Origin of the sequence: Capnocytophaga sp. oral taxon 380 str. F0488, assembly GCF_000318255.2 — a bacterium.
Classification (GTDB): Bacteria; Bacteroidota; Bacteroidia; order Flavobacteriales; family Flavobacteriaceae; genus Capnocytophaga; species Capnocytophaga ochracea.
On record NZ_KB291191.1, the window covers coordinates 33,685 to 55,620 of the forward strand.

The following is a 21,936-nucleotide window of genomic DNA, read 5'->3' on the forward strand; positions in this document are numbered from 1 at the left end:
GTTATTAAATAAGTTCTTTTTGTGTTATTATGAGGTTTTCTCCTTTCTCATCTAAATCAAAGTGAATGCTATCGCCTTCGTGCACTTGGTTAGATACTATTTCTTCGGCTAATATGTCTTCTACATATTTCTGAATAGCGCGTTTCAAAGGTCGAGCACCATATTGTTTGTCATAGCCTTTATCTGCAATGAATTCCTTTGCTTTCTGGCTGAGTTGTACTCCATAGCCTAAATCGTTGATACGTGAGTACAGTTTAGAAAGCTCAATATCGATAATTTTAAAGATATCTTCTTTGCTAAGAGGATTGAAAGTAATCACATCATCAATACGGTTTAGAAACTCAGGAGCAAATACCTTTTTCAAAGCATTTTCGACAATAGATTTCTCATTAGCTTCGGATTGGGCTATTCTTGCTGAAGTGCCAAAACCAACACCTTGCCCAAAATCTTTTACTTGACGAGCTCCTATATTAGAGGTCATAATGATGATAGTATTTCTAAAATCAATCTTTCGTCCTAAACTATCAGTTAAGAAACCATCGTCAAGCACTTGTAAAAGCATATTGAAAACATCGGGGTGTGCTTTTTCTATCTCATCTAAAAGCACCACAGAATAAGGTTTGCGACGTATTTTCTCGGTGAGCTGACCGCCTTCTTCATAACCTACATACCCTGGAGGAGCTCCTATGAGACGAGAAACTGAGAACTTCTCCATATACTCACTCATATCAATGCGTACCATTGTTTCTTCTGAATCGAAAAGTTCTTTGGCAAGCACTTTAGCGAGTTGTGTTTTTCCAACTCCTGTTTGTCCTAAAAAGATGAAAGAACCTATAGGTTTATTCGGGTCTTTTAAGCCTGTACGATTGCGTTTGATAGATTTCACTACCTTTTCTACCGCTTCATCTTGACCAATGATTTTGGATTTCATTATCTCGGATAATCCTGAGAGTTTGCTCATTTCAGTTTGAGCAATTCTGTTTACAGGTACGCCGCTCATCATTGAGACTACATCGGCAATATGGTCGGCAGTTACTACATCACGGTGTTGTTTAGATTCTTCGTCCCATTTCTTATTCATTTCGACTAATGAATTTTCGATAATTTTCTCGTTATCGCGCAAACGGGCAGCTTCTTCAAACTGCTGACGTGAAACAGCTCTGTTTTTGGCTTGAGTAGCTTGTTCTAAACGTTCTTCCAATTCCACGATATATTGTGGAACTTTTACTTGCATAATATGTATTCTTGCACCAGCTTCGTCTAAGGCGTCAAGAGCTTTATCGGGCAAATAACGGTCGGTAAGATAACGATTGGTGAGCTTTACACAAGCCTCGATAGCCTCATCGGTATAGGTTACGTTGTGATGTTCTTCGTATTTTCCTTTTATATTGCGAAGAATTTGTATGGTTTCATCTACACTTGTTGGTTCGATGATTACTTTTTGAAAACGGCGTTCTAATGCACCATCTTTTTCAATAGATTGGCGATATTCATCTAAGGTAGTAGCTCCAATACATTGTATTTCACCACGTGCTAAGGCAGGTTTAAACATATTAGAGGCATCTAAGCTACCTGAGGCGCCACCAGCTCCCACTAAGGTGTGAATTTCATCAATAAAAAGAATAATATCTTTATTCTTTTCGAGTTCACTCATTATAGCTTTAAGGCGTTCTTCAAACTGTCCGCGATATTTAGTTCCAGCCACTAAGGAAGCTAAATCGAGTGTTACCACACGTTTGTTATACAATACTCGTGCCACTTTTTTCTGAATAATGCGCAAAGCTAATCCTTCGGCGATGGCACTTTTACCAACACCAGGTTCACCGATGAGTATTGGGTTATTCTTCTTACGGCGGCTCAATATTTGGGATACGCGTTCTATTTCCTTCTCGCGACCTACTACGGGGTCTAAACTACCTTGTTCGGCTAAAGCAGTTAAATCTCTACCAAAGTTATCTAACACAGTGAGTTTTCGTTGCCCATATTGCCCCCCTTGATTAGGTTGCTGACCTTTGTAACCCGATTTGTTTTCGTGAGGTAAACTATAATCTCGGTCGTATTCATCAACTTCATCGGTGGGTGATGAGACTTGATAATTATCGTCGCGTATGGGTTGGAATTTATCTCTTGCTACTTCATAATTTACGCCTAGCTTGTTGAAAACTTTAGTAGTAGGGTCGTTTTCGTTACGCAAAATGCTTAGTAATAGATGAGCTGTATTAATTGTATCATTCTGGGAGCGTTTTGCTTCTAAGTAAGTAGCCTGCATTGCTCTTTCGGCTTGTACGGTGAAATGAACGGCATTGAAGTTAGGAGGGTTGAGACCACGTGCAGAAGTGAGCGTGTGGATGTTTTGGCGCAGTCTTTCCATATCGATATTTAAACTGTGCATTAAATCAATTGCACTACCTTCACCTTCTTGCAATATGGCTAACACAAAGTGCTCAGTGCCTACCGTAGATTGCCCTAAGCGAATGGCTTCTTCTTTGCTATATGTGAATATCCTTTTAACTCTTGGTGAAAAGTTATCGTTCATAAATCTCCTCTTGTTTTGTATTAAATAGTTGGGTAGTAACAAAAACTATTCCATTTCTCCTTATCAGGAAAAAAGGCAGTCTTCTACACTGCGGGCAAAGGTACGAAAAAAAATATTAATACGAAAGAAAAATATAAAAATATTTTGTTTTAATCATAGAAAAGCATAAATTTGCGCCATTATTATTAAAAGAATTTCAAATGAAAAATTTTATCTTAATTGCAATGTCTATAGGGCTATTTTCTATGGGACAAGCTCAAAAAATCAATTTAGGGAAAGCCGCAAGTGCTGTTACAAAAGGAGCACAAGCTTTATCATTTACTAATGAAGATGCTAAAAGGCTTTCAAAGGAATCAGTAGACTGGATGGATGCTCATAATCCGGTAGCAGGCAAAAACAGTCCGTATACTAAACGCTTGAATCGTGTGTTTGGAAAACACCAAAATGAGGACGGTTTGAAGCTCAATTACAAAGTGTATCTGGTAACCGATATCAATGCGTTTGCTTGTGCTGATGGGAGTGTGCGTGTGTTCTCATCGTTGATGGATTTGATGACTGATGATGAATTATTGGCAGTTATCGGTCACGAAATAGGTCACGTGAAGAATGAGGACACTAAAGATGCTATCAAATCTGCTTATATGCGTGCTGCTGCACAAGATGCTGCAAGCTCGGCTTCGGGGGTTGTAAGAAAACTAAGCGACACTGAATTGGGTGAAATGGCTAATGCTATTCTTGATGCTAAACACAGCAAAAAACAAGAATCACAAGCCGATGAATATTCTTACAATTTTATGAAGAAACACGGTTATAATGTGGTGGCTGTTTATACAGCATTTAAGAAATTGGCTTTGCTTTCAGGTGGAGCAACCCAAAGTAAATTCCAAAAGATGATGAGTTCACACCCTGATAGCGAGAAACGTGCTGAAGCGGCTAAAAAAAGAGCTATCAAAGATGGACTTTGGAAAGACCCAGGAGAAGTTATCTTGCCTAAAACGCCTATCAAATAAACTGTTTTATTAGTAAAAAGTACGATAAAAATAAGAATACCTCCAAAAAGCTATTCGCTTTTTGGAGGTTTTTTATTAGTGATTAATGATTAGTGGTTAATGGTTAATTAGGTGGGGGCTTATGCAAAGCTTATAGGATAAACGAACAACAAGCGAAAAAAGACTGGCTTAAGAGTGGGTCTACAGTGGGTCTACAGTGGTTTAAGAATGAACAAAAAACAAATTCAAAATAAGGATATAATGGAGGTAAGAAAGAGACTATTAGGAGTTTTCAACTTTGCCAAAAATACCAAATCAATGACGAGTGACAGTGTGGCGAAAGCCTCCGAACCCCCGAAGGGGGACAAGCTTTAAAAGAAAACCGATGCGAGGTCGTAGCACGATAGGCAAAGCGAGCCGCACGGACAGTCGTAGCACGACAGACAGATAATGAAAAGACGAACAAAAGACGGTGCGAGTCGCACAGGCAGATAAACAAAAGACGAACAAAAGACGAACGAATGACGAACGAATGACGAACGAATGACGAACGAATGACGAAGGTAAGTTACAGTTGAAATAGAGATAAAAAGAAGGTTAGTGGAAGGCTTCAACTTTACTAAAGTTTCAAATTTTGGTAAAGTTCATAACATTAAAGCGAAGAAAGAATGGGGTAAATGCGAAAGCTGAGGGGGAAAGGGTAGATTTTGATTTTTCAGATGATTTTTTGAAGCAGTTTGCAATAAAAATAGTACCTTTGCACTTTCAGAATAAAATTGTTTAACAAATGAAAAGAATATTATACCTATGTATGGCAATCGTTTTTATAGCTTGCCATAAAAACAATGACGAAGTTCCCCAACCAGACCCTAATAAACCTACCCCTGATAAACCAATTCCAGACAAACCCAAGCCTGATAACCCCAAACCTAATACCCCTACGAATGCCTATTTGTATGGCATTACTATAGACGACAGTTGGGAGGAAACCGGAGTTACTGTTCAGCAGATTGTAAGTGCTATCAAGGCAATGCCTGTAAAGCCTACGGTGCGCATTGTGATGTCTAAGAAAACAGCGATAGCTAATTACAAACCGCTTTTTTCGGCTGTTCATCAAGTAGCTTATGTGATGGCAACACCTGCCGATTCAGAAGATATGAAAGGTTACAAAACTGTGGATAGTTATGTAAAGAGATTTCAAGATTCGTATAAAGAACTCTCGGCATATACGGATTTTTGGGAAGTGGGCAATGAAATTAACGGAGAAGGTTGGATGGGTGACAACCCTCAGTTTATTGCCGATAAAGCCTATGGTGCTTATAAGTTTATCCGCAGTAAAAATGCGAAAACAGTGCTTGTGAGCTACTATTTTAAACCAGGTGACCAAAAGGTGACGATGGAGGATTGGCTAAAAAGATATATCCCCGAAGATATGAAAAAGCAGTTGGATTACGTGTTAGTAAGCTATTACGAAGATGATAACGACAATTACCAGCCTAATTGGCAAGAGGTATTTAACAATTTAGAGTCTATTTTTCCGAGTGTTAAATTGGGCATAGGGGAGTGTGGCAATAAGGATTATAAAGAGCCCCCTGTACAGAGTAAAGTGGAAAGGGCTAAGCACTATTATTCGATGCCTAAATATGTAAAGAACTACGTGGGCGGTTATTTTTGGTGGTATTGGGTGCAGGACTGTGTGCCTCATCAGAACAGTGAAGTTTTTAAGGCTATCAACAGCAGTATTAAGCAAATGCTTAAATAATATTGCTTTTTGTGAAGATTTGCGTACCTTTGCACCAAATTAGAACGAGAAATGAAAAAGTTTATCATATCAGGAGGAGGTACAGGCGGGCATATTTTTCCTGCTATCGCTATTGCCGATGAATTGAAAAGACGTATTCCAGATGCCGACATTCTGTTTGTGGGCGCCAAAGACCGTATGGAGATGCAAAAGGTACCACAGGCGGGTTATCCTATTGAAGGGCTTTGGATTTCGGGCATTCAGCGTAAAATTACCTTGCAGAACTTGCTATTCCCCTTAAAATTCATCAGTAGCTTGCTGAAATCTCGGAGCATTATCAAGCGTTTTAAACCCGATGCCGTAATAGGTACCGGAGGTTTTGCTAGCGGTGCTGTGGTGAAGGTAGCTGGCGGAATGGGTATTCCTACTTTCATTCAAGAACAGAATTCGTATGCGGGTATTACCAACAAAATGCTTTCTAAAAAAGCAAAAAAAATATGTGTGGCTTACGATGCAATGGAACAGTTCTTCCCCAAAGAGAAAATCGTAAAAACAGGTAATCCTATTCGCGGTGGGCTCTTGGATATAGCAAAGCACCGCACAGAAGGACTGACATATTTTCAGCTGAACCCTGAGCAAAAAACGTTATTGGTATTAGGGGGTAGTTTAGGAGCCAGGCGTATCAATCAGCTGGTAGAAGAGCAGTTGCCTTTATTTGAAAAACTTGGGGTGCAAGTGTTATGGCAGTGTGGCAAACTGTATTATGAAGAGTACAAGAAATATGAAAGCGAACGAGTGAAAGTTTTAGCTTTTATTGACAAAATGGAGTTGGCTTATGCTGTTGCCGATGTAATTATCTCTCGCGCAGGAGCCAGCTCGGTGAGCGAATTGTGTGTAGTGGGAAAACCTGTGATATTTATTCCTTCGCCCAATGTGGCAGAAGACCACCAGACCAAAAATGCACGAGCTATTGAGCAAAAACAGGCTGCTATTTTGATACGCGAAACTGATTTAGGCACTACTTTTGCTACCACTTTTACCGAACTCATAAACGATGAGGCAAAACAGCAGAGCCTGTCGCAACACATTAAGACGTTGGCTTTGCCTAATGCTACTGAGGAAATAGTAAATATTATCTTAGAAAATAAGAATTAAAACAGATGAAGAGACTTTTTACATTTATAGCACTGGGGTGTGCTACATTTACTTTTGCGCAAAACCAATTGGGAAAGCAGTTTTTTATAGATACTAAAAGCGATGAATTTAAAAGAGGTATCGTGGAAGTGAAGGAATACGTAAATTACGACGCATATTTGCAGTTACAAAGAAACCTTAAATCGGGCAATTCGGCAGGTATTAATAGCGATATGATTCGCCAAGCGTATATGACGCGAAAGGTAGTTCTGCCGAAAGGAAATTACGTTATTGACAATGATGAACAGCGCTTTGAATTCGAGATAGGCAACAACGGGCAGTTTGTAGGTGAAGGGCAGTTTGAAAACAAGGAAAAAAACCTAAAATCTACCTATATCTTCGCCAATGGGAAGCTCTCGGAAATACACATATTCAATACCGAAGGTAGATTGCGCAAGAAAAACATCTTCAAAGGGAACATTATTGAAGGACACGTGTTTGACCACGCTGGTAAGCTTGCCCAAAAGATAGAAATACACACCAACTTGAAGGAAGGAGCTGACCAAGTAGTTACTACTTACCACAAGAATGGCAACCCCAGCAAAGAAGTGAATACAATCAAGAGTACTACAAAGGAATTTTACCAAAACGGGAAGCTGAAATTAGACCAAGTGGATAGCAAAATCACTACTAAATATGACCCTACTGGGAAAATTACTGAAAAATGGTATGTTACTGAAAACGGCAATTGTCGTGAAACTTATGACAAAGGAGTAATTAGCCAAAAAACTTGTGAAGACCGCAGTACAAAAGAGACTACTGTTTCCATCTACAAGAATGGAAAATTAGACAATTACACTGTAACTGATACTAAGAAAAAGGAAGTTCGCAAATACGATGCTTCAAAAAAGCTAATAGAAACTAAAAAATTATGAGGTAATTGAGTGAAGAATTAAAAACTCTTACCTCTTACTTCGCATTTTATACAAATGGATTTACAACCTATACAGAACGTTTATTTTATAGGCATAGGGGGCATAGGGATGTCTGCCCTTGCTCGTTATTTTAATGCCAATGGCAAAAAGGTGTGTGGTTATGACCGTACCCCCACTGAAATTACTGAAATGCTCGAAAAAGAAGGTATAAAAGTACATTTTACCGATGATGTAAATGCTATTCCCGCCTCTTTTAAAGACAAGCGCACTACGCTGGTAGTATATACACCTGCCGTACCCAAAGACCATAAGGAATTAAACTATTTTCAGCAAAATGGCTACGAAGTAGTAAAACGCTCGGAAGTATTAGGGTTTATCACTAAAAATACTTTCTGCCTTGCAGTGGCAGGTACGCACGGTAAGACCACTACTTCAAGTATTCTCGCCCACCTATTGGTAGAAGCAGGAGCTTCGGTAAGTGCGTTTTTAGGAGGGATTGCTGAAAACTTCAACAGCAACTTAGTACTGAAAGGCAGTGAGTACACTGTGGCAGAAGCCGATGAGTTCGACCGTTCCTTCTTGCGACTCTCGCCCAATATAGCTTGTATCACGTCTATGGATGCTGACCATCTCGACATTTATGGCGATAAACAACACTTGATAGAAGGTTTTAGAGAGTTTGCAGGTAAGATAAAACCAGGGGGAAGTCTTATAGTACGCAATGGTTTAGATATAGAAGGTGAGACCTACGGATTAGAAGATAATGCCGATTATACTTTCCAAAATATAACCGTAAAGAACGGTATTTACCATTTTGATTTTCATTATAAAGGAGGCGTCTATAAAGACTATACTTTATTGAAGCCAGGAAGACATAATCTACTCAATGCCTTAGCAGCCGTATCGATGGCGGTAAAAGCAGGATTTGCCCCTGAAAAGTTGCTTCCTCATTTGGCTACATTCAAAGGTGTGAAAAGGCGTTTCTCATATATTATCAAGGAAGACAACTTTGCTTTTATAGACGATTATGCACATCACCCTTCGGAAATTAATGCGTTGTTCCAAGCAGTAGAGGAGATGTACCCCCACACTCCTAAAACTATTGTCTTCCAACCCCATTTGTTCACTCGGACACGTGACTTTTTAGACGATTTTGCAAAAAGCCTATCACAGTTTGACGATGTAGTTCTATTGGATATTTACCCTGCTCGAGAGCTGCCTATTGAAGGTATTACTTCACAAGTATTGTTAGACAAAGTGACGGCTAAACAGAAAATATTGGTGAGTAAAGCAGAATTGATACCTTTATTGCTTAAAAAACAACCAAAATTATTACTTGCTGTAGGAGCAGGCGATATAGGAGCTGAAGTAGAGAAAATTAAAGAAGCTTTTACCGTCGGTCATTAAAATGGCACAGTTGTTGCCTAATTGTTTTATGATATAAAACAAATTAGTAAAACAAAGAATATGATGAAAAATTATGCAACAATGATAGCTGCTGCCTTTCTCGGCGGGGCTATGACCTTAGGAGGGTATAAACTCTTTATAGATAAACACGATGCCAAACAAGAAGCGCTAGAGCTGCTCTCACGTCCTACTTTGGTACAAACTAATCACACTACCCCTGAAAGAACGGTAGCAGGTGAAACTAACTTTGTGGAAGCAGCTAACAAAACGGTGAATAGCGTAGTGCACGTAAAGAACACTGTAAAATCACAAGGAGGCGTTACCTCTATCTTCGACCTTTTTTACGGTAATGGAGGTGGCGAACAAACCCAAGTAGGTACAGGTTCTGGGGTTATCATTACCCCCGATGGCTATATAGTAACCAATAACCACGTGATTGCCAACGCTACTACTTTGGAGGTTACTCTCAACAACAATAAAACTTATACTGCTAAACTTATAGGCACAGATGCTTCTTCGGATATTGCCTTACTGAAAATAGAAGCCGACGAAAAACTACCTTTCCTCACCTTTGCCGACTCCGATAATACGCAAGTAGGCGAATGGGTGCTCGCGGTAGGGAATCCTTTTAACTTAAATTCTACCGTTACTGCGGGAATCATCAGTGCGAAAGCGCGTAACATCAGCGAGCGCGGTAGCGATAAAATAGAATCATTCATACAAACCGATGCTGTGGTGAATATGGGGAATAGTGGGGGAGCTTTGGTAAACCTCAACGGTGACCTCATTGGTATCAATACTGCTATCTCATCTACTACGGGTGTATATATGGGCTACTCGTTTGCTGTGCCTAGCAATATTGCTAAGAAAGTAGTGGAAGACCTTATAGAGTATGGGAACGTGCAACGTGGGGTGATGGGCGTACGCGGACAAGGGTTAGACTCAGAAATAGCTAAGAAACTTAACGTAAAAGAAACAGAAGGATTCTATATAGATTCAGTAGATGATGAGTCAGGAGCAGGAGCTGCCGGACTTAAAAAAGGAGACATCATCAAGCAAATTGACAATGTGAAGATACATAAATACTCTGACCTTAGTGGTCACATCGCTTCTAAACGTCCTGGTGATATGCTAAAAGTAACTTATGTACGCGAAGGTAAAGAACGCACCGCTAATATTACACTTAAGAAAAATACTACTTATGTGATACAATCCTTAGGTTTGGAAGTGAAAAACCTTTCAGATGCTGACCAAAAACGTTTTAAAACTAAAAACGGAGTGAAGGTTACCGCTGCAGGTCAGTTTTATGAGTATAATAATATCAATATAGTGGGAAAAGTGTTGCTTTCAGTGAATGGAAAGACCATTAAAGATGTAGATGAATTGAAAAATGTAATGTCTACCCTTTCTTCACGCAATCGCAACTCGTTAGAAATCTTGAACGAAAAAGGAGAAAAAGAAAGATTCTTTTTCTAATGATAAAACAATAATGATAATCACTCTTGCATTATAAAAAAGAGATGAGAAAAGTCTCCAATCTCCTTCACATCACAAACTTTGTCAAAGTTTAAGTACTTTGACAAAGTTTTTTTATGAATCTAAATATTATACTTGTATGATTTATTATAAGTATTCTGTTCCCTTATAAAAGTTTTTAATATAGAATTTGCCTTAAATAGTAAAAAAAGAGTTATTTATTGTGATTAAGGTAATAAAAAATTGTTTTTGTAGTGTTAATAAAAATTAGTTATCTTTGCCAAAATAACAAAAGATTTAAGCGATGATACACTATTTAAAAGCAGATGCTACGGTGCCACAAGCCGAAGGAAACATTGTTATCGCCCATATTTGTAATGATATAGGCGCTTGGGGGAAGGGATTTGTGTTAGCACTTTCCAAACGCTGGAAATACCCCGAAAAACAATACAAACAATGGTATAAAGAAGGGGAAAAATTTGCTTTGGGAGAGGTACAATTTGTATCGGTAGAAGAGAAGATATGGGTTGCAAATCTCATTGGGCAACACAATATATACAATGATGAAAACGGTGACCCACCTATTCGTTATGAGGCTGTGAAAAGAGGATTGCAAATAATAGCCGATTTTGCTTATGAAATAAATGCCAAAGTGCAAATGCCTCGCATAGGTTGCGGATTGGCAGGAGGCTCTTGGGACAGAATTGAGAAACTTATAAGGCAAACACTTTTAAGGAAAAACATCGAAGTATTTGTTTGTGATTTATAACCTTATTTTTATTTTTTACCTTTTAGCTTTTATTCTGAAAAATAATGAACATCAAACTTCTCGCGGTGGGCAAGACCGATAATCCTGCTTTGCAACAGCTTATTGATATGTATGAAAAACGACTTTCGTATTACATCAATTTTGAATTGCAACTCTTGCCCGATATTAAGAATAGCAAATCACTATCGGAAGAGCAACAAAAAGCAAAAGAAGGGGAGCTTATCCTCGGCAATATAGCCTCGTCTCATCATCTGATACTCTTAGACGAACGTGGCAAAGAGTTTACCTCAGTAGCTTTCGCCGATGAATTGCAAAAGAAAATGAATGCCGGCATCAAGCAGCTCACCTTTGTGATTGGGGGACCTTATGGTTTTTCAAAAGAAGTATACGACCGTGCTAATGGCAAGTTGTCACTTTCCAAACTCACCTTTTCACACCAAATGATACGCCTATTTTTTGTAGAACAGCTATACCGTGCTTTTACGATTCTTCGTAATGAACCCTATCATCATCAGTAATTTTTTTGTAACTTTGCGCGCTCAAAAATAAAAACGATGATTAAAAAACTTTGGACTCTTGCTATAGGAGGCTTGGCTTTAGGAACAACAGAATTCTTAATAATGGGCTTATTGCGTGTTATTGGGGAAGATATGGGACTAAATGATGCTCTTACAGGACGATTTATTTCGGCATATGCCATAGGAGTAGTAGTAGGTGCCCCGACACTTATTGCACTAGCTGCCTCTTATAATCCAAAGAAGATTTTAATCTTTTTTATGGTGCTCTTTACCCTCTTCAACGGGCTTTCGGCTTTCTCCCCTGATTATACCACCTTATTATTAGCACGATTTTTTTCGGGCTTACCTCACGGAGCTTTTTTTGGTGTAGGGGCAATTGCAGCTAAGCAATTGGCACCAAAAGGGAAAGAAGCTTTTGCTATTTCTATTATGTTTGCAGGGCTCACTATTGCTAATTTGTTAATGGTTCCGTTGCTCACCTATATAGGAGCGTGGGCTGGCTGGCGTATAGCGATGGGATGTGTGTCGATATTAGGATTGCTTACAATGTTTTCAGTGCTAATGTTTTTACCCGAGGTAGAAAATAAAAGAGACCTCGGTGTAAAGCGTGAAGTACGCTTATTCTTTAATCCGAAGTCTTTATTAGTGCTCGCTATCACTGCTTTGGGTTGTGGCGGACTCTTTGCGTGGTTTAGCTATATACAACCTCTGATGATTGAAACAGCTCATATCCACCCCGATATGAAATCGATTGTGATGATTGTAGCAGGATTTGGAATGGTGGTAGGTAATCTCTTTGGTGGTTGGATTACCGACCGTCACTCTCCCATCAAAGCTACTATTTATATTCTGTTATTGCTCATTAGTGTGTTGCTATTAGTATTTTTCTTTTCGCACATTCAGCCAATGGCGTGGGTACTTACTTTTATATGCGGAGCAATGTCAATGTCATTAGGTTCTCCTTTAAATATGCTTATTTTTCGTTGCGCTCCTCAATCTGAAATGATGGGAGCTGCCTTTATGCAAGCAGCTTTTAATACGGCCAATTCAATTGGGGCTTATATAGGAGGCCTACCCCTATTATACGGTTTTAGTACCAATTATCCCTCATTAATGGGAGCGTTGCTGGCAAGTATAGGGTTATTGATTACCTTCTATCTTTGGCGCCTCATCAGATTCTAATTTCTTAACTTTAAGGAATGATTCGTGTTGTTCGATAGCCATTTCTATTTTAGCTACAATTTCTTCAACCGTATCATTTTCGTAATCTATTTGCAAAGGCGATTTGATAATCATCGATTGTTGCACTCCTTTCTTTTTGATATTTATTCCCTTTTTATCAAACGAGCGACGGAATCCATCGATTACGATGGGCACCACCACAGGTTTGTATTGCTTGATGAGGTGTGCAGTACCCTTTCGGATAGGTTTCCACGGCGAGGTAGTGCCCTGTGGGAAGGTAATCACCCAACCATCGGCAAGGGCGATACCTATGTTTTCCACGTCGGCTTGGCGGACTTCGCGGTGTATTTCTTTCCCTTTTTCGCGCCAAGTTCTGTTCACCGGTATAGCTCCTGCATAACCTAATATTTTGGGCAGAATCCCTGATTTCATAGTCTCGGAAGCCGCCACGTAATAAATGTTGAGTTTTGGGTTCCACAGATAGCCCATATTATCCAAAGTATCTTTACGACCTTTAAGACTTGCGTTGAACACGTGAAACATAGCCGTTACGTCGGCGAAATAAGTCTGGTGATTTGAAATGAACAGTACATTCTGTGCTGGCAATTCGCGAATAACGTCCGAACCCTCAATCTTCAGTTGGTTAAAACCATCATACCTGCTGTGAGTAAGGATACCAAAAACGCGGATGAGCCATCGTTTTACGAAAAGTGTATGTCCGAAAGGGTCTTTTTTAAATAAAGGCATTGTTCAATTTTTTGATTAGGTGATGAGCTAAAAAGTCAATTACTATAGTAACAAATTAACTCATTAACTCATCAGTTTAGTTTATTGAAAAGTCTCTCTTGCCATCTGCATAGCATTCTTTGTATTTGTTGTAAATCTTCACAGTTTCTTGGGCATTTCCCAGCCGTGAAAAGTTATTACAAATATTAAAGTTTAGCTTTTAGTTTTTCTATAAGCTTGGGAACAACTTCAAAAGCATCGCCTACCACACCGTAATCGGCAGCTTTAAAGAAAGGAGCCTCGGCATCGGTGTTGATAACCAGCTTTACTTTTGAGGCATTAACCCCCGCCAAGTGTTGTATAGCCCCTGAAATGCCAATGGCAATATACAAGTTAGGCGCAACGGGTTTTCCTGTTTGTCCTACGTGTTCAGCGTGTGGACGCCAACCCATATCGGCCACAGGCTTAGAACAAGCAGTGGCAGCGCCGAGTACTTCGGCAAGATCTTCGATTATGTGCCAATTCTCGGCGGCTCTTAGTCCGCGTCCTCCTGATACCACAATAGAGGCATCGTCTAACGGTACTTTTCCTGTAGCCTTCTCGGTAGCGATTATCTTTATATCGAAATCACTATCTGAAAGAGTAGGGGAGAAGGGTTCTACAATTGCGGGAGTAGGATTTTCTTTTACTCCGAAGGCATTAGGAGCTAATCCTACTATTTTTATAGCTGTTGTGATTTTGTTTAAACTTACGGCTTTGTTAGAAAAGGCATTACTCTTAATAGTAAAATCGTTTTCAGGGAGTGAAATGGCGTTAGGCACATAACCTGCTTGTAGAGAAATGGCTAATAAAGGGGCAATATTCTTGGCTTGCGACGAGGCGCTGAAAAGCACCGTTGTACTCCCTTCTTTCTTCACTGCCTGTTGTAATATTTGTGCTACAGCCTTCGCCGAAAAGTGTTGTAGCTTTTCATCGGCTACGTTCAATACTTTATCAATACCATAAGTGCCTAACATTTCAGGATTATCAATGTTGATAGTTACTGCTACTATTTTGGTATTTTGTTTCTGAGCAAGAGTTTTGGCATAAGTAGCCACTTCATAACTACTTTTCTTTACTTTTCCGTTTTCGGAATCTATATATATGAGTATGGACATTTTTTATTAAATTACTTTAGCTTCGTTGTGTAATAAATCAATAAGAGTATCTAAATCATCAGCCGATACCATTTTTACAGGTTTTTTGGCAGGAAGTTTCTCAAAACCTATGGTTGTTACTCTCGTATCTGTATTTTCAGCAGGCAACACGGTGATTACTTTAGTGCGAGCTGCCATTAGGTTGCGCATATTTGGTATACGAAGGTCTTTCTCTTGGGTAAGTCCTTTTTGTCCCGCAATTACTAACGGAAGAGTTGCGGAGAGTTTTTCCTTACCGCCGTCTATTTCTCGTTCAGCTATTACCTCTGTCCCATTGATATCTAAACCTATGCATTTGTTGATAAAGGGTAGATTTAGTAATCCTGCCAAAAATCCTCCCACCATTCCGCCGTTATAATCAATAGATTCCTTTCCTGTAATGATAAGGTCGTAATTTCCTTCTTTAGCTACCTTAGCCAACTGAGTAGCTACAAAAAAAGCATCAGTAGGAGTGGCATCAATACGGATAATATCGTCAACACCAATGGCGGAAGCCTTGCGCAATACAGGTTCTGTTTCTTGAGTGCCTACATTCACAAGGGTGATAGTAGCGCCTAACTTTTCTTTAAGTAAGATTGCCTTAGTAAGGCAGAATTCATCGTTAGGATTGATGATAAACTGCACTCCTGTAGGGTCGAACTTCTTATTTTCATCAGTAAATTTTATTTTCGAAGTAGTGTCGGGGACGCTACTGATACATACTAATATCTTCATAATCTTATAGATAATATAATTAAAATGATACATTAATAACCAAAAGATGGTTATTTTTGAAGCGGTAAAAGTACTTCCTTTTGTATAACTGTGCAAGCTATTATGCGAAAAAAATGTACCTTTGCCGTCTAACTATTTGAAATACTAAATAGAAATAATGAATCCTCCAGTAACCGATATGCAACTTTTAGGGCAATTATTGCGTTGCCCCAGCGGAATATATGCAGAAGAAGTAGGTGAATATGCTTTCTTTTCCAATCGCACTATGATTTTCAATACTATTGATTGTTTATCACTTTTGCCCAATAGCAATGTTTTAGAAATTGGCTTTGGCAATGCCAGCCATTTACCTTATTTATTTGAAAAAGAGCCAACCATTCACTATACAGGAGTAGAAACTTCTGCGGAAATGATAACTGAGGCTGCTGTAAGCAATCCCGAATTGGTAGCGCAACAATCTGTTTCTTTTCTGCAAGTACAACCCGATGAGAGACTTGAGTTTAATATACTTTTTGATGTTTGCTTTTCAGTCAATACACTTTACTTTCTCAAAAGCCCTACTCGCTATTATCGCAATATTTATCAGTTGCTCAAGCCTATGGGAAAGGTAGTGATTACTTTTATTGACAAGTCAGTAGGTGAGAAAGCTCCTTTTGCACAAGTGGGTTTTAAGTTTTATACTGTTCCCGAAGTGCGAAAAATACTCTCCCGCATAGGGCTTAAGAATATCAAAGAGTATACTTTTGAAGAAACACTTGTTTCTAAGAGTGGCAAGAAAATACGTCGTCCTTATTGCATAATGATGGGAGAAAAATAAAAACCCCTCTGCTTTTTATTCTTTATTCCATATTTCCCACGCTTTTTCAGCTTGAAGTTCTAACATTAGTTGCCCATTACAAGTAGTAGCTCCCTGCTTTTCCCCTCTGTGTAGAAATGTAGTTTGTGAAGGATTATAAATAAGGTCATAAAGCAAGTGCTCAGGAGTGAGATACTGATAAGGAATAGGAGGACAGTCATTAATATTAGGAAATGTACCTAAAGGAGTACAGTTAATAATAAGATGATAATTTTCTATAATCTCTTTGGTAAGTTCTGTATAACCAAACTGATTTATCTGTGGTGTGCGGGATACAAAACGATAATCAATATTTAGTTGTTTGAGTGCATAAGCAACAGCACTCGATGCACCTCCCGTGCCTAAGATAAGAGCGTGAGTATGCTCTGGTTGCAATAAGAGAGATAATGATTTGTTAAAGCCATAGTAATCGGTATTATAACCGACAAGTCCATCAGAGGTAACTTTTATAGTATTCACAGCTCCAATGGCTTGTGCAGTAGTATCAACGGCAGTAAGTAGCTTCATTACTTCTCGCTTATACGGAATGGTAACATTCATTCCTCGTAAATTGGGAGTGCTTTTTAAGAGAGCGGGTAATTCATTGAGATTTTGTATATCAAAATTGATATATTCACAATCATTAATACCTTCTCGTTTAAATTTCTCAGTGAAATATTTTCGAGAAAAAGAATAGCCAATATTACGACCCAAAAGAGCAAAAGTTGTCATAAGAAAACGCTTTTTTAATAGATAAACTATACATATTATCTATATACTGAATGTTATCTCTTACCTAACTTAAATTTTCCTATCAATCACGTAATTTACCATTAGGGTTAAGGCTTCTTTATAAGGTGAGGTTGGGAATTCATCCAATATATTTAGGGCTTTTTGTTGGAACTCTTTCATTTTAGTTGTAGCGTATTCTAGCCCTTTATGATTCTTTACAAATTCAATTACTTCCTTTACGCGTTTTTTGTCTTTGTTGTATTTTTTTACCGAATTGATAAGCCATTGTTTTTCTTCTTCGGAACAAATATTAAGTACATAAATAAGTGGTAGGGTCATTTTTTGTTCTTTAATATCTATACCCGTAGGTTTGCCAATTGCGTCTTCGGTATAATCAAAAAGGTCGTCTTTTATTTGGAAAGCCATTCCTATGTATTCACCAAAGAGTCGCATTTTCTCTATCACTTCGGTTTGTTCTGGCTGTACCGAACAAGCTCCCATCGCACAACAAGCGGCTATAAGCGTCGCGGTTTTCTGACGGATAATCTCGTAGTACACCTCTTCTACAATGTCTAACCGACGAGCTTTTTCTATCTGCAAGAGTTCGCCTTCACTCATTTCACGTACGGCTACCGAGATAATGCGCAATAGGTCGAAATCACCATTGTCTATAGAGAGTAGTAAGCCTTTAGAAAGTAGGTAGTCACCTACCAATACAGCTATCTTGTTTTTCCATAAGGCATTGATTGAGAAGAATCCTCGGCGTTTGTTGCTGTCGTCCACTACATCGTCGTGTACAAGGGTAGCAGTGTGTATGAGCTCTATTACCGATGCTCCCCGATAGGTGCGTTCGCTCACTTTACCTCCCGATACCATTTTGGCTACCAAGAACACAAACATTGGTCGCATTTGTTTGCCTTTGCGGTTTACAATATAGTATGTAATACGATTCAGTAAGGCAACCTTAGAAGACATCGAGCTACGGAACTTCTGTTCAAAGAGTTCCATTTCTTCACGGATAGGTTCTTTTATTTGAGCTGTTATCTTCATTGCTCGAAGTTGTCAATTTCTACTTTTAGATTGTTGATGATAAATTCTTGACGGTCAGGAGTATTTTTGCCCATATAGAACTCCAAGAGCTGTTCGGTATGGATAGTTTTGTCCATCATTACAGGGTCTAAGCGTATATCTTCTCCTATAAAATCTTTAAACTCATCGGGAGAGATTTCTCCCAATCCTTTAAAACGAGTAATTTCAGGTTTGCCCTTTAACTTTTCTATGGCTGCTTCCTTTTCTTCTTCGCTGTAACAATATATTTTTTGCGTTTTGTTGCGCACACGGAATAGAGGTGTTTGCAGTATATATAAATGCCCTTCTTTGATGATTTCGGGGAAGAACTGCAAAAAGAAAGTGATAAGTAAAAGACGAATGTGCATACCGTCTACATCGGCATCAGTGGCTACCACGATGTTATTGTAGCGAAGGTCGTCCATAGAGTCTTCAATATTTAGGGCGGCTTGTAATAGGTTGAACTCTTCATTTTCATACACTATTTTCTTACTCATTCCGTAGGTATTCAAAGGTTTACCACGTAGTGAGAAAACGGCTTGTGTGGTTACATCACGCGATTTGGTAATAGAGCCCGAAGCTGAATCTCCCTCAGTAATGAATAAGGTGCTTTGTAGGGCACGCTCGTCTTTGGTATCGGTGAGGTGCACACGACAGTCGCGTAGTTTACGATTGTGTAAGCTTGCTTTTTTAGCTCTTTCTTTTGCCAATTTGCGAATACCTGCCAAGTCCTCACGTTCGCGTTGTGCCTGCATAATCTTCCGTTGTAGCGCATCGGATATCTCAGGGTTTTTATGTAGGAAATCATCTAAGTGGCGACTGATGAAATCATTGATATAGGTGCGTACAGAAGGCATTCCTTCTCCCATTTCGGTAGAACCGAGCTTGGTTTTCGTCTGGCTCTCAAACACAGGTTCCATCACTTTGATTGAGAGACCCGCGATGATAGACTTACGCACATCGGAGGCATCATAGTTCTTTTTATAGAAGTCGCGAATGGTCTTTACATAAGCCTCTTTGAAAGCGTTGAGGTGCGTACCCCCTTGTGTAGTGTTCTGACCGTTTACAAAAGAGTAATACTCCTCACTGTACTGAGTTTTGCTGTGAGATATGGCAATCTCAATATCTTCACCTCTAAGGTGAATGATAGGGTAAAGAAAATCCTCTTCATTGTTGTTTTCGGTGAGGAGGTCTTTGAGTCCGTTTTCAGAATAGTACTTTTCACCATTGTAGTTGATAGTAAGACCTGGGTTGAGGTATACGTAGTTTTTGAGCATACGCACCACATACTCATTACGGAACTTGAAGTTCTTAAAGATAGTGTCGTCTGGAATAAAAGTTACGCTGGTACCGCGCCTTTTCTGGCTTTCCTCGATAGCGCCTTCTTCTTTTAGCAGACCTCTCTCAAAAATAGCCGATTTAGACTGACCATCGCGCACCGATTCCACTTTGAAGTAGGTAGAAAGAGCATTCACAGCTTTTGTACCCACCCCATTGAGTCCGATAGATTTCTTAAAAGCTCGGGAGTCGTACTTACCCCCCGTATTCATTTTCGATACTACATCTACTACCTTTCCTAAGGGAATACCGCGCCCATAGTCGCGTACTTCTACTTGGTTATCGGTGATTTTTACGTCGATGGTCTTACCAGCTCCCATCACGAACTCGTCTATACAGTTATCGATGACCTCTTTGAGAAGGATGTAAATACCGTCGTCGGCTGAAGAGCCATCGCCCAGCTTCCCGATATACATACCAGGGCGCGTGCGAATGTGTTCTTGCCAGTCCAAAGAGCGGATACTATCCTCATCATATCTAATTTCTTCCATAAAGTTTACTTTCGTTTTTAGATGTGCAAAAGTATTAAAAATTATTCATATCCAAAAAATAAATATCTGTCTCCCTTGCTTACAAATGTTTTGAAAAACAATTATAACATAAAGGTGTCGCTACCGTTACTTTCTTCTCCTCACCACAGCAATGGCAGTACTTCTCTTCGTAGAAACGGTTGCCGAACTTCACCCACGCTTCATAACAGCTCTCGCACAAAGGCTTCGAAGGGTCAAAAGGAATAGCGGTATTACAACGGATACAGTGCCCTTTTTTCTCTTCTTGTACGGCATTTTCCTGAGGTGTTTCGGTTTCTACAGCTCTTTCAGGGGTAGGCTCGCGCTCTGCGGGTGGTCTGTTCTCGGCATTTGCGTAGTTTTCGGGTACAAAAGAGGAGTAGCGGATAGGCTTCAACTCCCTGTTAGACAATACATCGTCTACCAAATCCAAATGCACAGTAGAGCCTACATAGTCTTTCGCCAGACCTAAAAACTTCTTGTTGTAGTTAGGGCGTTTGGCAAAGATGGTGTAACCGCTGTCGAGTACACTCATAATGGTGTTTTTGGAAGTCTCGAAGAAGTTGTTTTTATTCACAAGGTCGGTGAGGGCTTTTTCGGCGAGTACGCCAAACTCTACCTTGTTTTCCAGCGAGTAATCCAAAAGGTTCATAGAGGTAATCACCGATTGCTTTTCGTTGGCATAATATTGTCCGTGTAACTGTGGAATATACACCATTGTGATATTCGGGAAGCCCAAGAAGTACTCAATATCTTCATGCTTACAATTTTCTTCTCCATTAGAGGTATTTTTGCCAAACCCAATGAGTATATGCAGTTTGGTGTTGTTTAAAAGCTGTTTAAAAACATTGTCTTTGAGGTAATCCCCCAGCTGAATATAAGGCGAAATGATAATAAGCTCCTTTTCCGCCTTAAAAAGGGTATCGTAAATAGTGTCGGATAGTGGTTTGCCTGTTAAAAAGTCCATAGATGTATGATTTTTAAGAAGGTATATTTTCTTTTAGTGTTTTAATTTTTTCTCTTATACTTCTAAAATCTTCAACACTTCTCATTTGAGCCCATAAAGATTCTAATTGTTCAAATTCTTCTTTGTTAATAATTGGTTTTAACATTTTTAAATCTCTCTCAAATTCAGAAACTTCTTTATTAATTATTTCTGAAAGAGCAATACGAACTCCAAAAAATAATATTATAAAATAGATTGCCCCTTTAAACATTATATTTAAACAATCTATCAATTTTATATTACGATCAAGCTCTGCAATTTTTCCTGCTTCTGTATAAAGTTCAACTTTTGGTTTTTCTCCTTCTCTGTATATTGATAATTCTGTCCTATATTTTTCATTCTGATTTTCTAGCTTAACTTGTTTGGGAATAAAAATTCCGAAAAGTATCAGCATAGCTACAAATACTATATTGGTATTCAAACCATAATGGTAATTCCTAAAGCTTAGCTTTGTATAAATAAAGTTACTAAATTTCTTATTTTGTCTTCCCAAAAAATCTAATACAGATTTTGAAATCCATTTCCCTGCAATACAAAGAAATAAAGAAAAAACTATTTGAAAAAATAAGCTACTCATACTTGTGTTTAATTTATTGATTTAATTTTTAAATTATTAGATATATACCCATCATTTCACGGGTATATACCCGTCGTATTATCAGTATATACCCGTGAGCCCATAGGTATATACCCGTAGGCTCACGCATATATATCGGTGTGATACGGGGTGCTACTTCTTGTATTTTTCGTACTTAACGGTTTTGAGCATCTCGCGGAGGTCGGCACCTGGGCGGAACTGAATTTTGTTGCCCTTGATGAGCGAAGCGGTGAACTTCTCGGCGGTGGGAGCACCCTCGCTGGTAAGGGTAATTTGGAAGTTACCAAAGTCGCCCAACTTCACGATTTTGCCTTCCGATAGGTGCCTAATGAGCACTTTGGTAAGGTCGTTAAGCACAGCCAACACATCGGTATCCGATACGGTGGTGCTACCCTGTGCAATTTCTTTGGCAAGTGCCTTTAAAGAGACTTCGCCATCGGCTTTGGCACTGGCATAAAACTTGGGAGCCGCTGTTTTATCTAACAGATTCTTACGCTCTACTACATTAAATTTTACTGGCATAAAAT

The 21,936-nt window shown here is 39.1% G+C and carries 20 protein-coding genes; 10 read left to right on the top strand and 10 right to left on the bottom strand.

Annotated features, from left to right (window positions below; all coding sequences use genetic code 11):
* Positions 1-4 precede the first annotated feature (4 nt).
* Positions 5-2,536, bottom strand: coding sequence for an ATP-dependent Clp protease ATP-binding subunit (locus HMPREF9078_RS04330; RefSeq protein ID WP_009419522.1), 2,532 nt, complete (start codon positions 2,534-2,536; stop codon positions 5-7).
* Positions 2,537-2,736: 200 nt separating this feature from the next.
* Here HMPREF9078_RS04330 and HMPREF9078_RS04335 point away from each other — a divergent pair, with 200 nt between their 5' ends.
* From HMPREF9078_RS04335 to HMPREF9078_RS04375, 9 genes are all read left to right on the top strand, one after another.
* On the top strand, positions 2,737-3,546 hold the full coding sequence (locus HMPREF9078_RS04335; RefSeq protein WP_009419523.1) for a M48 family metallopeptidase: 810 nt from the start codon (positions 2,737-2,739) through the stop codon (positions 3,544-3,546).
* A gap of 790 nt (positions 3,547-4,336) precedes the next feature.
* Complete coding sequence (locus tag HMPREF9078_RS04340; protein ID WP_009419526.1) at positions 4,337-5,287, top strand: hypothetical protein; 951 nt, start codon at positions 4,337-4,339, stop codon at positions 5,285-5,287.
* Positions 5,288-5,338: 51 nt separating this feature from the next.
* Positions 5,339-6,421 (top strand): undecaprenyldiphospho-muramoylpentapeptide beta-N-acetylglucosaminyltransferase, encoded by a 1,083-nt coding sequence (gene murG, locus HMPREF9078_RS04345; RefSeq protein WP_009419527.1) that lies wholly within the window; start codon positions 5,339-5,341, stop codon positions 6,419-6,421.
* A gap of 5 nt (positions 6,422-6,426) precedes the next feature.
* Positions 6,427-7,335, top strand: a complete 909-nt coding sequence (locus HMPREF9078_RS04350) for a hypothetical protein (protein WP_009419528.1) — start codon at positions 6,427-6,429, stop codon at positions 7,333-7,335.
* Positions 7,336-7,389: 54 nt separating this feature from the next.
* Positions 7,390-8,742: a UDP-N-acetylmuramate--L-alanine ligase gene (gene murC / locus HMPREF9078_RS04355; RefSeq protein WP_009419529.1), complete on the top strand. Its 1,353-nt coding sequence runs from the start codon at positions 7,390-7,392 to the stop codon at positions 8,740-8,742.
* A 60-nt stretch (positions 8,743-8,802) separates the two neighbouring features.
* Positions 8,803-10,218 carry a trypsin-like peptidase domain-containing protein gene (locus tag HMPREF9078_RS04360; protein ID WP_009419530.1) on the top strand — a complete coding sequence of 472 codons (1,416 nt, stop codon included), beginning with the start codon at positions 8,803-8,805 and terminating at the stop codon, positions 10,216-10,218.
* 304 nt (positions 10,219-10,522) lie between these two features.
* Entirely contained in the window at positions 10,523-10,987 is a 465-nt protein-coding gene (locus HMPREF9078_RS04365; RefSeq protein WP_009419531.1) for a macro domain-containing protein, read from the top strand.
* A 44-nt stretch (positions 10,988-11,031) separates the two neighbouring features.
* Entirely contained in the window at positions 11,032-11,505 is a 474-nt protein-coding gene (gene rlmH / locus HMPREF9078_RS04370) for a 23S rRNA (pseudouridine(1915)-N(3))-methyltransferase RlmH (RefSeq protein WP_009419532.1), read from the top strand.
* A 36-nt stretch (positions 11,506-11,541) separates the two neighbouring features.
* On the top strand, positions 11,542-12,687 hold the full coding sequence (locus HMPREF9078_RS04375) for an MFS transporter (protein WP_009419533.1): 1,146 nt from the start codon (positions 11,542-11,544) through the stop codon (positions 12,685-12,687).
* Here HMPREF9078_RS04375 and HMPREF9078_RS04380 read toward each other — a convergent pair.
* The 3 genes from HMPREF9078_RS04380 to HMPREF9078_RS04390 form a co-directional block, all read right to left on the bottom strand.
* Positions 12,646-13,434 carry a 1-acyl-sn-glycerol-3-phosphate acyltransferase gene (locus HMPREF9078_RS04380; RefSeq protein WP_009419534.1) on the bottom strand — a complete coding sequence of 263 codons (789 nt, stop codon included), beginning with the start codon at positions 13,432-13,434 and terminating at the stop codon, positions 12,646-12,648. The genes HMPREF9078_RS04375 and HMPREF9078_RS04380 overlap by 42 nt on opposite strands.
* 185 nt (positions 13,435-13,619) lie before the next feature.
* On the bottom strand, positions 13,620-14,570 hold the full coding sequence (locus tag HMPREF9078_RS04385; RefSeq protein ID WP_009419535.1) for an electron transfer flavoprotein subunit alpha/FixB family protein: 951 nt from the start codon (positions 14,568-14,570) through the stop codon (positions 13,620-13,622).
* A 6-nt stretch (positions 14,571-14,576) separates the two neighbouring features.
* On the bottom strand, positions 14,577-15,323 hold the full coding sequence (locus tag HMPREF9078_RS04390; protein ID WP_034542839.1) for an electron transfer flavoprotein subunit beta/FixA family protein: 747 nt from the start codon (positions 15,321-15,323) through the stop codon (positions 14,577-14,579).
* A gap of 157 nt (positions 15,324-15,480) precedes the next feature.
* On the opposite strand from HMPREF9078_RS04390, the gene HMPREF9078_RS04395 reads away from it, so the two are divergent.
* Entirely contained in the window at positions 15,481-16,140 is a 660-nt protein-coding gene (locus tag HMPREF9078_RS04395; protein ID WP_009419537.1) for a trans-aconitate 2-methyltransferase, read from the top strand.
* A 15-nt stretch (positions 16,141-16,155) separates the two neighbouring features.
* On the opposite strand, the gene HMPREF9078_RS04400 is transcribed toward HMPREF9078_RS04395, so the two are convergent.
* The 6 genes from HMPREF9078_RS04400 to HMPREF9078_RS04425 all read right to left on the bottom strand — a co-directional run bounded on the left by HMPREF9078_RS04400 (position 16,156) and on the right by HMPREF9078_RS04425 (position 21,931).
* Positions 16,156-16,890, bottom strand: a complete 735-nt coding sequence (locus HMPREF9078_RS04400; protein ID WP_009419538.1) for a shikimate dehydrogenase — start codon at positions 16,888-16,890, stop codon at positions 16,156-16,158.
* Between the two features lie 69 nt (positions 16,891-16,959).
* Positions 16,960-17,940 carry a polyprenyl synthetase family protein gene (locus tag HMPREF9078_RS04405; protein ID WP_009419539.1) on the bottom strand — a complete coding sequence of 327 codons (981 nt, stop codon included), beginning with the start codon at positions 17,938-17,940 and terminating at the stop codon, positions 16,960-16,962.
* A complete protein-coding gene (locus HMPREF9078_RS04410) occupies positions 17,937-19,787 on the bottom strand; it encodes a DNA topoisomerase IV subunit B (RefSeq protein ID WP_009419540.1) in 1,851 nt (616 codons plus the stop codon). Before HMPREF9078_RS04410 ends, HMPREF9078_RS04405 begins: the two co-directional genes overlap by 4 nt.
* A 79-nt stretch (positions 19,788-19,866) precedes the next feature.
* Positions 19,867-20,772 carry a hypothetical protein gene (locus HMPREF9078_RS04415; RefSeq protein WP_009419541.1) on the bottom strand — a complete coding sequence of 302 codons (906 nt, stop codon included), beginning with the start codon at positions 20,770-20,772 and terminating at the stop codon, positions 19,867-19,869.
* A 13-nt stretch (positions 20,773-20,785) separates the two neighbouring features.
* Complete coding sequence (locus tag HMPREF9078_RS04420; RefSeq protein WP_009419542.1) at positions 20,786-21,388, bottom strand: hypothetical protein; 603 nt, start codon at positions 21,386-21,388, stop codon at positions 20,786-20,788.
* Between the two features lie 153 nt (positions 21,389-21,541).
* Complete coding sequence (locus HMPREF9078_RS04425; RefSeq protein ID WP_009419543.1) at positions 21,542-21,931, bottom strand: HU family DNA-binding protein; 390 nt, start codon at positions 21,929-21,931, stop codon at positions 21,542-21,544.
* Positions 21,932-21,936: the final 5 nt, after the last annotated feature.

Bases quoted from the DNA above. Each gene is read 5' to 3' on its own strand.
- HMPREF9078_RS04420 (WP_009419542.1), bottom strand. From the start codon at position 21,388: ATGAGTAGCTTATTTTTTCAAATAGTTTTTTCTTTATTTCTTTGTATT.
- HMPREF9078_RS04410 (WP_009419540.1), bottom strand. From the start codon at position 19,787: ATGGAAGAAATTAGATATGATGAGGATAGTATCCGCTCTTTGGACTGG.
- murC (WP_009419529.1), top strand. From the start codon at position 7,390: ATGGATTTACAACCTATACAGAACGTTTATTTTATAGGCATAGGGGGC.
- HMPREF9078_RS04335 (WP_009419523.1), top strand. From the start codon at position 2,737: ATGAAAAATTTTATCTTAATTGCAATGTCTATAGGGCTATTTTCTATG.
- HMPREF9078_RS04390 (WP_034542839.1), bottom strand. From the start codon at position 15,323: ATGAAGATATTAGTATGTATCAGTAGCGTCCCCGACACTACTTCGAAA.
- HMPREF9078_RS04415 (WP_009419541.1), bottom strand. From the start codon at position 20,772: ATGGACTTTTTAACAGGCAAACCACTATCCGACACTATTTACGATACC.
- HMPREF9078_RS04330 (WP_009419522.1), bottom strand. From the start codon at position 2,536: ATGAACGATAACTTTTCACCAAGAGTTAAAAGGATATTCACATATAGC.
- HMPREF9078_RS04350 (WP_009419528.1), top strand. From the start codon at position 6,427: ATGAAGAGACTTTTTACATTTATAGCACTGGGGTGTGCTACATTTACT.
- HMPREF9078_RS04405 (WP_009419539.1), bottom strand. From the start codon at position 17,940: ATGAAGATAACAGCTCAAATAAAAGAACCTATCCGTGAAGAAATGGAA.
- HMPREF9078_RS04365 (WP_009419531.1), top strand. From the start codon at position 10,523: ATGATACACTATTTAAAAGCAGATGCTACGGTGCCACAAGCCGAAGGA.
- HMPREF9078_RS04395 (WP_009419537.1), top strand. From the start codon at position 15,481: ATGAATCCTCCAGTAACCGATATGCAACTTTTAGGGCAATTATTGCGT.
- HMPREF9078_RS04385 (WP_009419535.1), bottom strand. From the start codon at position 14,570: ATGTCCATACTCATATATATAGATTCCGAAAACGGAAAAGTAAAGAAA.
- HMPREF9078_RS04340 (WP_009419526.1), top strand. From the start codon at position 4,337: ATGGCAATCGTTTTTATAGCTTGCCATAAAAACAATGACGAAGTTCCC.
- rlmH (WP_009419532.1), top strand. From the start codon at position 11,032: ATGAACATCAAACTTCTCGCGGTGGGCAAGACCGATAATCCTGCTTTG.
- HMPREF9078_RS04400 (WP_009419538.1), bottom strand. From the start codon at position 16,890: ATGACAACTTTTGCTCTTTTGGGTCGTAATATTGGCTATTCTTTTTCT.
- HMPREF9078_RS04375 (WP_009419533.1), top strand. From the start codon at position 11,542: ATGATTAAAAAACTTTGGACTCTTGCTATAGGAGGCTTGGCTTTAGGA.
- HMPREF9078_RS04360 (WP_009419530.1), top strand. From the start codon at position 8,803: ATGATGAAAAATTATGCAACAATGATAGCTGCTGCCTTTCTCGGCGGG.
- HMPREF9078_RS04380 (WP_009419534.1), bottom strand. From the start codon at position 13,434: ATGCCTTTATTTAAAAAAGACCCTTTCGGACATACACTTTTCGTAAAA.
- HMPREF9078_RS04425 (WP_009419543.1), bottom strand. From the start codon at position 21,931: ATGCCAGTAAAATTTAATGTAGTAGAGCGTAAGAATCTGTTAGATAAA.
- murG (WP_009419527.1), top strand. From the start codon at position 5,339: ATGAAAAAGTTTATCATATCAGGAGGAGGTACAGGCGGGCATATTTTT.